The sequence below is a fragment of the Rhizobium sp. 01T444 genome (genome assembly GCF_056398305.1).
Genome location: NZ_JBFTPD010000387.1, coordinates 1 through 532 on the forward strand (window position 1 = coordinate 1; position 532 = coordinate 532).

At 61.8% G+C, this 532-nt stretch carries 1 protein-coding gene; it reads right to left on the minus strand.

Annotated elements, in window-relative coordinates; translation table 11 throughout:
- A partial coding sequence (locus AC1DTN_RS39075; RefSeq protein ID WP_477925610.1) for an acetamidase/formamidase family protein occupies positions 1-490 on the minus strand: 490 nt, incomplete at its 3' end.
- Positions 491-532: the final 42 nt, after the last annotated feature.

The following is a 532-nucleotide window of genomic DNA, read 5'->3' on the forward strand; positions in this document are numbered from 1 at the left end:
CTTCGCCATTTCCCTGCGCGGCGTGAGAGTCGCCGGACCAGAGCATGCCTCCTTCGACGAAGACCGGCAGGTACAGCGTTGTTCCGGACACCATCTCGTTGATGTCCAGATTGCCGCCGAATCGACCCGGAGGGACGGTGCTGTAGTGACCTGGCTCGGCGCGCGCGACAGCGAGCAGTCCCGGGAATGGACGAAGAGGAATGTCGATACCCGGCGCGAACTCCACACGCTGCTTCTCGTTGTCCAGGAGGAAATACTTGAGCTGCCACTGCGAGAACTGCTTCGGGAACGCTCCGGCGAATCCGGGATAGCTGAAGTTCAGCGCGTAAGAGGCAGGGACGATCTTGCCGATTTCGATCTTCAGGACGTCTCCGGGCTGGGCACCCTCCACATACACGGGCCCGGTGATGGAGTGCGGGCCCCTGCCGGGCGATTCCGCCTGCTCCTGCCTGGCGCGCGCGGTCATCTGGTCGATGGTCATTTCATTCATGACGACCTGCTTGTCTCCGTGGATCAAGGTCTCCATCACGAT